The 12294-nt window shown below is 52.8% G+C and carries 9 protein-coding genes; 3 read left to right on the top strand and 6 right to left on the bottom strand.

Translation table 11 applies throughout. The features are described 5' to 3' along the window. Positions 1-327 precede the first annotated feature (327 nt). From BM412_RS27475 to BM412_RS27450, 6 genes are all read right to left on the bottom strand, one after another. Positions 328-1596: an MGH1-like glycoside hydrolase domain-containing protein gene (locus tag BM412_RS27475; protein ID WP_091224888.1), complete on the bottom strand. Its 1269-nt coding sequence runs from the start codon at positions 1594-1596 to the stop codon at positions 328-330. Between the two features lie 39 nt (positions 1597-1635). Then, entirely contained in the window at positions 1636-2529 is an 894-nt protein-coding gene (locus BM412_RS27470) for a carbohydrate ABC transporter permease (protein WP_091224887.1), read from the bottom strand. Between the two features lie 18 nt (positions 2530-2547). Then, on the bottom strand, positions 2548-3453 hold the full coding sequence (locus tag BM412_RS27465; protein WP_091224886.1) for an ABC transporter permease: 906 nt from the start codon (positions 3451-3453) through the stop codon (positions 2548-2550). 70 nt (positions 3454-3523) lie between these two features. Then, a complete protein-coding gene (locus BM412_RS27460) occupies positions 3524-5230 on the bottom strand; it encodes a sugar ABC transporter substrate-binding protein (RefSeq protein ID WP_091224885.1) in 1707 nt (568 codons plus the stop codon). 135 nt (positions 5231-5365) lie between these two features. Then, positions 5366-6403: a response regulator transcription factor gene (locus BM412_RS27455; RefSeq protein WP_091224884.1), complete on the bottom strand. Its 1038-nt coding sequence runs from the start codon at positions 6401-6403 to the stop codon at positions 5366-5368. After that, a complete protein-coding gene (locus tag BM412_RS27450) occupies positions 6378-8216 on the bottom strand; it encodes a sensor histidine kinase (RefSeq protein WP_177246123.1) in 1839 nt (612 codons plus the stop codon). Before BM412_RS27450 ends, BM412_RS27455 begins: the two co-directional genes overlap by 26 nt. A 268-nt stretch (positions 8217-8484) precedes the next feature. Between BM412_RS27450 and BM412_RS27445 the strand changes: the two genes are divergently transcribed. Genes BM412_RS27445 through BM412_RS27435 form a run of 3 tightly spaced genes read left to right on the top strand, consistent with a single transcriptional unit; the run spans position 8485 to position 11887 of the window. Further along, positions 8485-9681, top strand: a complete 1197-nt coding sequence (locus tag BM412_RS27445) for a hypothetical protein (protein ID WP_091224882.1) — start codon at positions 8485-8487, stop codon at positions 9679-9681. Next, positions 9678-10433, top strand: a complete 756-nt coding sequence (locus BM412_RS27440) for a glycosyltransferase (RefSeq protein ID WP_256256618.1) — start codon at positions 9678-9680, stop codon at positions 10431-10433. Before BM412_RS27445 ends, BM412_RS27440 begins: the two co-directional genes overlap by 4 nt. Further along, entirely contained in the window at positions 10430-11887 is a 1458-nt protein-coding gene (locus BM412_RS27435) for a glycosyltransferase family 4 protein (RefSeq protein ID WP_091224881.1), read from the top strand. The genes BM412_RS27440 and BM412_RS27435 overlap by 4 nt, the downstream gene beginning before the upstream one ends. Positions 11888-12294 lie beyond the last annotated feature (407 nt).

The raw sequence follows: 12294 nt of genomic DNA, 5'->3' as shown, positions 1-12294 counted from the left end.
CGCGTAAAGGAAATGTTGCGCATTTTACAACATTTCCATCTCATCTGGCCCATTAGCTCCCGATTTTCTTAGAAATGTTGCCATTTACGCAGCATTTGCAACGTGATGCCCTCCTTACGCCCCTGCGCCAGCCATCCCACCGAACAGTAGTTCGAAGAAGAAACTACCAACTACATACGAATGTTGCATAATGCGCAGCATTTGCTACACGACGCCCACCCGCCCCCGCCATGCGCCCCCTTCTAATGGCAATGCAAAAAAGGCTTTCCCCAGCAGACAGTCTTGCTGTCTGGAGAAAGCCTCTTTGCAACAACCCGGCTACTACGATTAAACGCTGAATGCCTCCCGCTCCGCCAGAGAAACCCGCTTATCGCCAATGCGCACATGGATCACCGGCCCCTGTTGATTAGTTACCGTAATGCGGCCATCGCGAACTTCAACAAGAAGCTTATTGTTCAGCATCGCAATCCCTTCCGCTCGCACCCAATCCACCTCATCCGGCAGCTGCGGCGCAATTTCAATCAGCTGTTGGTCGGCATATGGGCGGACGCCCAGCAATCCGGTTACCATATTCCCGATAACGGAATACGACACCTCCGGGTACTCCCTGCGTTCGGTCCCTTCGTCACACAACGTGAGAATAGACTGATAAGCCGCTTCTTTCTCTCCCGCGGCATAATAGATATCAGCTAAATGCGACATCTCTTCCACATTGGAGACGCCATTGCGGATAATGTCTTGCACCGCCAACCGCCGCTTTTCGCCGGACGAGATCAGTCCAAAATAAACAGGCATATAGTGCGCCGACAAATAGTAGTCCGTATGATAGCGGCCATCCTGCAAGATCGCCGCACTGAACCGCTGCTCCGCTTCACTCCACCATTCGGCGTCAAACCTGCGCTGCAGCCGCTCCGCCAAAGCCATATAATGCGCCGCTTTATCATACTCGCCACGCAGCGAAGCAATGGCGCTATAGGCGGCATAAGCGCCATACTGCGCCGCTACCAGATCGCCTCCCACTCGAGGCGTAAGCGAATCTTCCACATAGGATGCTATGCCGCGCCGGCCTTCCCCCTTCACGTGGTCCGGAATGCCGTCACCATCGCGATCCCAGCGCCGTACATAGTCATTTAAGCTCCGTTCATAGAAAGCAAGAAAACGTTCATCGTTCAAGTAATCCAGGTCCCCGCTCCACAAATACTGCCGATAACAGCAGTCAACGACATCAAAGTTGGCGGGCAGGTTGTACCAGAAATCATCATCGCTTGTATAATCATCCGGGCACGGAAGCCCGTCCTTCGTTATTTCCCAGAAGGTGCACCAATCCTTCGACTCGCTAATGTTCTCGGCAAACTTCTGCAGCATATTCTTCGTATGCGCCCCTAACCCCAGCACGGCGGCACCCGCGCTCATATGCGCCACATCGCGCATGCAGAAAGCCTGACGCCCCGGCAATGCCGCTTCGTACCACGGTCCAACCGGGTCGCTTACCGATGCATAGGCGAGCGCCTGCTCTTTGGCCCAGCGCGCGGCAGCCTCCAGCGCTTCGGATGAAGAAGTCAATTTAAACGAACTTAATACGGATATCGGACTCACTCCATAACCTCCCCTTATCTCAAAGCAGCCGAATCGTTATTATTTAACGGAACCTAACGTAATCCCGCCGATAAAATATTTTTGCAAGAACGGATACACGCACAGAATCGGCACCGTCACGAGGACGGTTGTCGCCGCACGCAGCGTCTGCGGTGATAAGCCCTGGAACTTATGGAGCAGCAGCTGTTGATCGCGAATTTGCTGCGTAGCCTCCACTTCCAGAAGCAGACGCCGCAGGTACACCTGGAGCGTATCGAACTTCCCGTTAAAGTTGTACAGAATAACATCAAACCAAGAGTTCCAGTGTCCTACGGCGGCATAGATGGAAACGGCGGCGAACACCGGCATCGCTACAGGAATGACAATGCGCCAATAGATGCGGAGCTCCCCTGCTCCGTCGATCCGTGCCGATTCGAACAGCGCTTCCGGCAAGTCGGAGATATAGGAAGCCATGAGCAGCATGAAGTACGCATTAATAAGTCCCGGAATCCAGTACACCTGGAACGTATTCGTCAGATGCAGCTGATTCATCAGAATATACGTCGGAATGATGCCGCCGCTAAAGTACATGGTCATGAAGAAGATAATGCGCATAAATTTACGGCCGGAGAACGTCCGAATGCTGATGATGTAAGATAAGAGCCCCGTTACGAACAAGCAGGTGCCCGTGCCGATTACGACGCGAAGAACGGACCAGCCAAGCCCCTTCAGCAGCTTCTCGTTCTCGAAGAGCATCCCGTATGCAGAGAACGAAAGCTTGCGCGGGAAGAAATAAATGCCGCCGCGCGCCGCATCTTTGCCGTCATTAAAGGACAACGCCAGCAGATTGATAAACGGATAGATAACGATAAAAGCCAGCAGCAGCAAAGCGGCGACGATGAGCACATCCGCCACTCGGCTTGCAAAAGAGGGCTTGATATAAGAGGTTTCCATCGCGGGCAGTCCTCCTTCCTAGAAAATAGATGATTGCATGTAGCGCTTGGACAGACGGTTCGCCACGATGACGAGAATAAGACCGATTCCGCTCTTCATCAATCCGACGGCCGTTCCGTAGGAGTAATTCCCGAGCTGCACGCCGAAGCGATACACATACGTATCAATAACCTCGTAATGATCCTGCGTGAGCGGATTGCCGATCAAGAGCTGCTGCTCGAAGCCGGCATTCAGAATGCCGCCGATCGCGAGGATGAGCAGAAGTACGGCTGTAGAGCGGATGCCCGGAATTGTAATATGGCGAATAAGACCGAAGCGCCCCAGTCCGTCTACCCGGCCTGCCTCATACTGCTCCTTATCAATCCCGGCGATGGCGGACAAATAAATAATGGCGGAGAAGCCCATGTCCTTCCACACGTTGCTGCTCACAAGGATGGTCCAGAAATACTTCCCTTCTGTCAGGAATCCGATCGGGGCATCGATGAAGCCAAGCCTGAGCAATATATCGTTCAGAATCCCGTCGCTTCCCAGCAGCGTAATGAGGATGTTGGCCACCACCACCCACGAGATAAAGTAAGGAATATACGACAGGGATTGAATGGTCTTTTTGAACATACGGCCTCTCAATTCGTTCAGCAGCAGAGCGAGAATAATCGGGGCAGGAAAACCAACGATTAAGTTTAAGAAGCTAATTACGAGCGTGTTGCGCATGATTTGAAGGAAGTCCGGCTCATTGAAGAAGCGAACGAAATTATCCAACCCGATCCAATTGGAGAACATGGAATGTCCGGGAACATAATTTTGAAAGGAGATGAGCAGTCCATACATGGGGTAATACGAGAACGTAAGCACCCATGCGATCATCGGAATGCAGAGCAGCCATATTTGCCGTTCGCGCCGCACTCTTTTCCACAGCTGTGTCATACTTGTGCCTCCATTTCCTATGAAAAAGGGAACCGTTCCGAACAGGAACGGTTCCCCGCTTTCCGCTTCGTTATTGCATTTTAGCCAAATTGTTCTGATACTCTTTGGTACGGAAAGCTTCGATATCTTTCAAACCAAGCTTCTCCGCTTTGTCCTTCATATCGTTGAAGGCGTTAACCGCTTCCTGCTCGGATTTGCTCATGACGGCCTTTGCGAAGCCGGTTTTGATCAAATCTTCAATCTGCTGATTGACGATGGTAAGTGGATTATCCACCGAGAAGACGACACGTCTTGCGGTATTGTCATAAATCGTATCCTTCAGGTTCGTGTTCATCAACGCTTTCCACTTGTCTTCCATGTTGAAGTTCTGATCGTACCAAGCGGTGCTCTTATTGTCATCGCTCATGAGGCCTTGCGGATGAGCCAGCCAAATTTGATTCCAGCCCGTAAGCTCATCTTCCTTCTCAAAATCAAGCGTACCCGCAAACAGCTCCTTCTTGCGCTCCTCGTTAAAGGACCATTTGCCGCCTTCTTCATAGTTCCAGACCGACTCCGGTAAATTCGGAATCCCCCAGCCCAATAGACGTGTACCGATTGGCGTCATTTCAAAATCCAAGAATTTAATGATGTCTTCCGCATGCTCTTCTTTATCCGTAATCACGGTATAGTTCCAGCCCGTTGTATCTTTTGGCGACAGGTACGCAGCTTCGGCCTCAGGCGCTTTCAAGCTGATTTGCACGTAGCGCTGCTCATCCGTCCAGCCCTGCTTGGTTGTCTTCCATACCTCATGGCCGGCATTCCACGACTGCCACCAAGTTCCGATATGGCCGAGAATGCGCTCGTTCGAGAACTTCAGCTTCCAGTCATCGAATTTGTTCAAGAAGCTGTCCGGATCCATCAGCCCTTCGCGGAAGAAGCGATTGTAGTATTTCACTGCTTCCAAACCTTCCGAAGTATTCAGCCAGTGCGTCAGGTTATGGCTCGCGTCTTCTTTGTAGCCATCCTTCAAACCCCAGATGCCCATCACGTTGTTGATGCCCACCTGATCGTTCCAGGAAATCGCGTACGTTTTCTCGCCCTGCTCATTCTTCGGATGATCGGCCACCATTTGCTTCAGCACATTGTAGTAATCATCCGGCGTCTCGATCTTCGGCGAGCCCATCGCTTGATACCAATCCCAGCGAATGTGAGCGCTAAAGTCCGGAATCGGCAGGTAACCCCAGCCTCTCGGCAGTCCCCAGAGCTTGCCGTCCTTGTCCAAGTAAGAGCTGTATTTGTCGCCGAGCTCTTTCTTAATGTTCGGACCGTACTTGTCTACCAGAGGGGCTAAGTCAATCAGCTTGCCTTGCGAGCGCCATTTGTCCAGGGATTCGCTGTCGATGGAAGACATCACGCCGGGATAATCGCTGGAAGCAAGCATCAGGTTCAGCTTCTCCTTGCCATCCACATCATAGGATGTTTTCTTCACGTCTACGTTGAAGTTCTCGAGGATGTAATCATGAATCGCAACTAATTTCTTAGCTGCTTTGTCGGGGTTGTCTTTGTCTGCAGAATAGTAATAGATCGTAATCGTCTTCTCCGGAACCGTCCAGCCAAACGCATTGACCTTCGGCGCAGCTGCCGCATCTGTCTCTGTATTTTGCTGCGTGTTGGTTGCTGCTCCGCTAGAATCGTTATTCGTGTTGGCATCCTTAGCGTTGTCCGAGCAGCCGGCCAGCAGCCCTCCGGTTAGAAGCACCGAGCCTAATACCACAGCCGTACTCTTTCTAAATTTCATCTTTTCATCCCCCTAACAGAATAGTGATTCGCTCGAGCTGCAATGCTTACATGACTTATACTAGGGGACATGAATGGAATTGAGGATGTACATATCTTCACGAGTATGTGTTATTCATCACTGTGATGATAGCGTTTACATGATCTTCCGGTATTCACTTGGCGTGACGCCAACGACCTTTTTGAACAGCTTGGTGAAATGCGGGTAATCCGGATAGCCCACCCGCTCGCCGACCTCATAGGTTTTGAGCTGTTTCTGCTGACTCAGCAGCCCCTTCGCTTGCTCAATCCGGTATTCGATTAAGTAGGAGATGAACGATTTGCCTGTCTCCTGCTTGAACATATTATAGAAATGCGTGACGGAAATATTGAGCACTGAGAGCAGCTCTTCCAGTTTAAACTGCGGATCGGCATAGCGAGCCTGAATAACCGCAATTGCCTCGTGAATGACGGAGTGTTTCCCCCAATTGCGGCTGCCTCTTACTTGACCAAGCTCATGAAGAAGCATGCCGTGAAAGTCCTGAATCATTTCCGAGAGCTGCTCTCTCCATACAAGATCGAAGGCAAGCGGCGTTCCCCGCTCTTCTGCTTGATGCCGAATGGCGGCAGCGGTGTCGAGCAAGCTTTCTTTCTTCTGCTCATCCGGCAGCTCGTAGCTCAGAATCATGCGCACAACCTCTTCGGCCGCCGCTTTCACGCCGCGCTCGTCCACTTTCCAAATCAGCTCAAATAACCCTCCGGATACTTGCAGGCATTGGAACATCAGATCGCTCTTCGTGCGGCAGCACTCGATTCTCTCCCGATGCTTCTCATAGAGTCCTATCATGAGTTCCTTAACGGCAGAGACGCGAATCGGCTTCAAAATATAATCGGCCACGCCATATCGCAGCGCTTCCCGCGCATAATCAAACTCGCCGTACCCGGATAGGATCACAATTTCCGGCTTCCAGCCCTTCTCGTGAATGGCGCGAATCAGCTCCAGCCCGCCCATGACAGGCATGCTGATATCGGTAATAATGACATGCGGCTGTTCTCGCTCCGCCATTTCCAGCGCTTCTTGACCATCCATCGCATCTCCGACTATGACGAAATCAGGATGCGTATCGGTTAATATTTTGCGCATGCTCAGCTTGATCATCGGTTCATCATCAACCAGCAAGATGCGGTAGCTCATCGGTCTTCTCCTCCTTCGATTTTGATTTCGCCTGAAGCGGCAGCATTAATTGAATCGTCGTTCCATTCTCGTCCGAAGCGGCAATATACAGGCCATACGGTTCTCCGAAGAGCATCCGCAGGCGCGCATGCACATTATGCAGTCCGATCGAAAGCGAGCCGTCTTGGGAACTGAAGCGGTTCGATGAGTCGATTTCATTTTGCGAAAAGGCTGCATTGTAGCGCTCCATCATTTCAGGCAGCATTCCATGTCCGGTATCCGTGATCTCCACCACGAATCGGCTGTCATCGCTAATATGGCCTGCGATTCGTATCGCGCCGGGACGAAGTTTATGCCGCTCATAACCGTGCTTGAAGCAGTTCTCCACAATTGGCTGCAGCGTCGAACGTACAGCCGGAATCGAAGCCGCCACCGTACGATCGACATCAATGCGATACGTAAACGTTGGATACCGCTCGGATTGAATCGCCAGATAAGCTTCAATATGCTGGAGCTCATCTGCAAGATGTACGCCACCGTTCGGATTTTGCACATTGTAGCGGAACATGTCTCCTAAGGAGACAATCATATTGCTAATCTTCTCGTTCCCTTCCACGATGGCGTTCGAGTTTATAAACTCCAAGGTGTTATATAGAAAATGAGGATTAATTTGCGCCTGCATCGCATGCAGCAGCGACTCCTTCTGCCTCACTTCAAGCTCTTTCTCCCGAAGCTCCTTCACATGAACAATTTCAATGAGCCGTTTGATTTCCTCCACCATTTTGTTAAAGCCTCGGTACAAGCTCCCAATCTCATGTCCGCCTTCATTCGGAGCCTTAACGGTGAAATCGCCCATTTCCGCGCTCTTCATCAGCTGCAGCAGCTTCACCAGAGACTTGGTAATGGAGTATACCACCCCACTGGCGGCCAACATCGACAATAAGAATAGCAATACGAGTACAACAATAGAAATCCGGCTTACGGTGACTATAGATTGATTCAGCTCCGACAGCAGCACCTCTGAAATTAAGGTCAAATCGGTGCGATCCGAGCGGATAAACACAACTAACTTCTTGCCTTGATCCGTATTCATCGTGAAGGTGCCGCTTTGTTTCGTGCCCATCTCCTTCAAATAGTTAGCCGGGACGACCTGCGACAACTGCTCATCCTGCGGATGATAGATGACTTGATTGGCGGAATCGGCCACCCATACAAAGCCTGTCCGCCCAAGCTGCACCTGCTGAATGATATGCACCATCTCGTCACGCTTGAGGTCCACGATGAGCATCCCCTGCTTCATCGTGCTTTGCGGCGGATTAAACCTCATCGCCATCGCCACGACTCGGGTACTCGGCGTCCCTTCAAAGCCCATAATTTGAAATCGGCCCGGAGAATCCAGCCGTTTGAGATAGAGCGAATAACGCTGTTCTGCAAGCATAAAGCTGGAACTTGAGGTCGCTTTAACCCGGTCGGAGATAAGCGAGATGCCTTGAATATCCTGCCGATTCATGACGATCTTGGCAAACAGCTCTTTCTCGATTCGATAAGAAAGCTCATAGCGTTTAATGGGGTCATCATCCTGATTGTTGAGAAACGCCCCGGTCAGATCGCTTGCCAGCATCGGCAGCATCGTCCGCTGCACTTCCGTGAAATACGTCTCCAAATGCAAATTGACCTGGTTCACCATTTGGATGCTGGAATCTACCGCATTGTTCTCAATGACCTGATAAGTCCGTTCATACCAGATCCAGCCGAGGATCGGCAGCGGAAAATAGAGAAAAATCATAATGAAAAGCAGCTTCTTCTGAAGTGAAATGGGCTTTAATCGCTTCACAGGTAACCCTCCAATAAGGACGGCTGTCGCCGTCTTAGACGCTGATCGCGAGATCAGTCGATGTGATTCATGAACAAAGGAACGATTAGAATTTGAATATAATCGATAATCTTTGAAAGCGCTATAAGTAATCAATTGGACTGCAGGCCTATACGGACTGGGCATAACCGGAATGTTCATCGCCCCCTATCCATACAATGGATGGATGAGTCAAAAAGTCTGTGCGCTGCCTCTGCGGCAGTGCCTTCAAACGGTGGGATGAGCTGAAATGGCAGATACCATTGTGTTGTTCCCGCATTGCACGTGGGAAACGTTCCCTTACCGTGCAATGATAGAGTCGGCCGGCCGCGGGCGGGATGTTTATGTTGTAGCATCGGAGGCCGCAATGGCCGGTGCTCCTGAACGTTATCGCGCTATTGCGCCGGAGGCGCTTGCCGATATCCCTTGGGCATGTACGGCTGCGATCGTTACGCATCCCTGCTGGATTTATGAGGTTGCCGGCAGACAGCCGGAAGCCTTGGTTCTGCTTCTTCCCGCTGAGCTTGAGCAAGGGGATGAAGCTTATTTGCACTGCCGCGACGCCTTGTGCGCGTCGGCAACGCTTGTTGTGGCCGGCTCGGAGCCGTTCTACTTCGAGCAGTGGTTTCGGCGCGGCCGCGTCTTCATGCAGGATGGCATCGACACGGCGGCAGATGCGATTGCCGCGGCAGCCGTCAGCGACGCCGTCAGCGGGAAGGGGGTTGCTTCGCTGGCGCGGCTGCAGCTGCTGCGCCGATGTGACTTCCGCGAGGAGCAGTTGAAGGTGCTGCTGCCTTCGGCGATGCAGTCTTTTTTTCAAACGGTTTATTCCTATTTGCTTGGTGACGCCGATAAGGCCGAGCAGCTGGGTAAGGCGGCGTTCGAGCGGGCGATCTTCTCGGGCGATTCCGGCGCGATTCCGACTTATTTTCGCTTCTTATCTGCCGTAAGGCTGCTGCAAGGGCGGCTTTCGGAGGCGATTGATACGTATGGGATCAGTTCGGTCACGGATCATGAACGTGACGCGTTCTCGGAGCTGGTTGGATTGCAGGCGGCAGGCAGGGATAGGCTTGCCTCGGCGCTGCTCTACCGGCTGAATGACGATTTCCGCCATGCTGCCGAACTGCTGGAGTCGCTTGTTGGCAGCAGCGATCTGGATTCCGATGCTAGGAGCCGCGCAACGGAGCTCTTGGTTGATGTTTATCTGCTGAGCGGACGGCCCGATGCGGCTTTACCTCTGCTGGAAACATCGCCGCGCAGTGTGCAAGGCCGATTGAAACGGCTGCAACTGGAGGGAAAAGTTCTGGCGCTGCAAGGTGAGCGGCATGCTGCCGTGCATGCCATGCTGCAGGCCGCCATGACCGGCATGGAACCACTGAAAGCAATAGCCGAACTGGCCGCGGTCGACTACAAAGCCCATCAGCTGGCAGAGGGGGAATATGCGTGAGCGATGCGCCTCGGCCGCTTCGTAAGGCAAGCGGCAATAAGCTGACGGCTATGATGCAGGTACGTAACGAGGCCGGTCGTTATCTGGAGGCCGCGCTGGCGGACTTGTCCGAGTTTGTCGATGAGATCGTCATCGTCGATGATGCGAGCGACGACGGGACGCCGGACATTTGCAGCTCCTTCCCGAAGGTGAAATTGTTGGTACGGCTGGAACAGCCGCTGTTCGGGGAAGAGGCGCGGCTTCGCCAGCTGCTGTGGGAGGCGGCCTTGCGGACTGAGCCGGACTGGCTGCTGTCTATCGATGCGGATGAATTTTTTGAGCAGAAGGCCAAGTCGCAGATTCGAGGGCTTATTGACCAGGATCGGTACGACTGGGTTGCTTTTCGCATGTATGATTTCTGGGGCTCGCTCGCCTACTATCGGGACGACCCGTTATGGCAGCTGCATAAGCGGCATACGATGATGCTTGTCCGCTACTTGCCGCTCTACTCCTATTTCTATCCGGCTTGGAACCATCACGTGCCGCGGCTGCCGATCACTTGCTCCGCGTTGACCGGTTTTCAATCCGAGCTTCGAGTCAAACATTATGGCTGGGCCGGCGACGATGCGCAGCGAAAGGCCAAATATGACCGCTATATGCAAAATGATCCCCGCGGCGAGTGGGGCAGCTTGGAGCACTATGCCTCCATCCTCGATCCCCAACCGCATCTTGTGCGCTGGCAAGAGGATGAGGAAGCAGGTGGGAAAACATGAGGACGGTTACGATCCTGACGCACAGCTACTTGAATGGGTATTCAGAGGGCGAGGCTTACTCGAAGCCGTTCGGAGGGGGCTTGGAACGGTATATTTTCGACTTATGCGGCGTCATTCAGGCAAGAGGCTGGCGTGCCGTTGTGTATCAGCTGTCGTATTTTCGCAGCTTCGAAACCACCTATAACGGTGTGACCGTGCGGGGTTTTGCCTATGAGCTCCATGATATTGCCGGCGCGTTCGAGCGGATGGCCGCTGAGGCTGAGGGACTTATTATCTATGGCAGCTGTCTGTGGCATCCGATTCGGTATGTACCGGGCAGTATCGGAATTTGCCACGGCGTCAGCTGGGATTGGCATGATATGAGCGAAGTGGTCAAAGCGGATGTCGCCGTTATGATTCAACGGGCGGTTAGCGGCCTGGAGCGGATCGTGACCGTCGACTCGCATTTTCAAACGTACTGCCGCTCCTGCTGCTCGTATGATGATGCGGAGCGCCTCGTTCTGCTGCCGAACGCGGTGGATACGGCGTGGTTCACGCCGGGGGGCGATCCTGAGGACGGCTGGGAGGACGGCTGGGAGGACGATGTACCGGCGGATCTGGAGAAGGAGCGTGAAGATGAGGCGGAAAAGGCAGTGCGGCTGGGGATTGTGACTGAGGCGGATAGAGATCCGGCATCGGAGGATCATCGAGATGGAGATGGAGATAGAGATGGAGATGAAGGTGGAGATGGGGAGATTGCATTAGAAGTTGCTGATCCAAATGGAAGTGGCACGGCGGCGGCCAGTGAAGTTAAGAGTGAAGATCGGAGTGAAGACGCTGCGCCGAGCACTAATGAACCCATTAAAGCTGCCATACACCTATTTCTTCAGCCGGAGCCTGTTTCCCGCGGGCTTCGACTACTCTATCCGAGGCGGCTGAGCTACGAGCGCGGCATCGTGCCGATGATGCTCATTGCCGATCGGCTGCTCGCGGAGATGCCGAAACTTACAGTGGAGTTTGCAGGCGAGCTTGTGGAAGGTACGCCGGTCGCGCTGGCTTTCTACACTTGGCTGAGAAGTCACCCTTATCGCGATCGCATTGTGCATCATACTTACGCGTTCACATCCGTGCGGGATGCTTATCGGGCTGCGGATGTCGCCGTTATTCCAACGGTCTATTCGGAAGGAACCTCCCTCTCCTGCCTGGAGGCGATGAGCTGCGGCGTTGCCATCGTCGCCACCAATGTCGGCGGCCTCAACGACCTGATTACCGATGACTTTAACGGACGCCTTGTCTCGCCAACGGAGCAAGCTTTGTATAACGCCGTGCGTGAGCTTCTTATGGACGAAGAACGGAGACAGCGGTATGGCGCGGATGCAAGGCGCACGGCATTCGCATTCGATATCGACAGATGGCAGCAGCGGTGGGGTGCGTTGCTCGAGGAACAGTTTAAGCGGCGGGACTCAGGTTACTGATTACTACTCCGGCAGCGCGTATGCACCTCAGAAATTCTAACGAATCCTACAGGTCTTATTCACTTCAAAACCATTGATTTGAAATTTTAACGATTCCCACAGGCCTTATTTGTGCAAAAACCCGTGCAATTCCACCCATTTCGGCTAAATAAGACCTCTGTGATTCGTTAGAATTTTAAAGATGCCTATTTCTTCAAAATAAGGCCTCCATGGTTCGTTAGAGTTGAGCGGCTGTGCGTCCGAAATGGCAAGCCGTAACACAATTACGACTCCATCGAGATTTCCGGCCACCTAAGTGTCATCACGGTGACCCTCCAAGCGCCGAAGCACGATGTGGAGCAGGCAAAGCTCGCTGAGATTTGGAGGAACAATACGGCGTTTCAAGTCCCTCGATATAGACAATAAAG

It is taken from the genome of Paenibacillus sp. BC26 (assembly GCF_900116125.1).
Lineage (GTDB): Bacteria > Bacillota > Bacilli > Paenibacillales > Paenibacillaceae > Paenibacillus_Z > Paenibacillus_Z lignilyticus.
Note: the sequence above shows the minus strand (reverse complement) of the source record. Positions and strands in the feature narration are given on the sequence as shown.

What these genes read in the sequence shown, in the direction of transcription:
- BM412_RS27460 (WP_091224885.1), bottom strand. Translation starts at nt 5,230, where the DNA reads ATGAAATTTAGAAAGAGTACGGCTGTGGTATTAGGCTCGGTGCTTCTA.
- BM412_RS27465 (WP_091224886.1), bottom strand. Translation starts at nt 3,453, where the DNA reads ATGACACAGCTGTGGAAAAGAGTGCGGCGCGAACGGCAAATATGGCTG.
- BM412_RS27445 (WP_091224882.1), top strand. Translation starts at nt 8,485, where the DNA reads ATGGCAGATACCATTGTGTTGTTCCCGCATTGCACGTGGGAAACGTTC.
- BM412_RS27435 (WP_091224881.1), top strand. Translation starts at nt 10,430, where the DNA reads ATGAGGACGGTTACGATCCTGACGCACAGCTACTTGAATGGGTATTCA.
- BM412_RS27455 (WP_091224884.1), bottom strand. Translation starts at nt 6,403, where the DNA reads ATGAGCTACCGCATCTTGCTGGTTGATGATGAACCGATGATCAAGCTG.
- BM412_RS27470 (WP_091224887.1), bottom strand. Translation starts at nt 2,529, where the DNA reads ATGGAAACCTCTTATATCAAGCCCTCTTTTGCAAGCCGAGTGGCGGAT.